General features: G+C 64.3%; 1 protein-coding gene. It reads left to right on the forward strand.

The annotated features are described in order from the left end of the window. Window positions 1-387 (forward strand): amidohydrolase family protein (locus tag AB4Z32_RS27835; RefSeq protein ID WP_442125031.1); only part of this gene is annotated, 387 nt, incomplete at both ends.

The raw sequence follows: 387 nt of genomic DNA on the forward strand, positions 1-387 counted from the left end.
GTGCAGCGTGCCGCCAAGGATGACGCCAGCGCCATCGCCTTCCGTCACGCCCTGTATGAAAAGTCTGCTTCGCTGCTGCCGCTGATGCAGCAGGAAGGCGTCAGCATCATCGCCGGTACCGATGCAGGCTTCCTGAATTCCTTCGACTATCCGGGCCAGGGCCTGCACGATGAACTGGGCATCTTCGTCAAATACGGCCTGACGCCGCATCAGGCGCTGAATGCCGCTGTGCTGGCGGGGCCGCGCTTCCTCGGCAAGCAGCAGCGCTACGGCGCCGTGGAAGCGGGCAAAGCGGCCGACCTGCTGGTGCTGGACGCCGATCCTCTGAAGGATATCGCGGCCACCCGCAAGATCCGCCTGGTGGTCAGCCACGGCAAAGCCTATGAC

Source organism: Massilia sp. 2TAF26, assembly GCF_052115005.1.
Classification (GTDB): Bacteria; Pseudomonadota; Gammaproteobacteria; order Burkholderiales; family Burkholderiaceae_D; genus Telluria.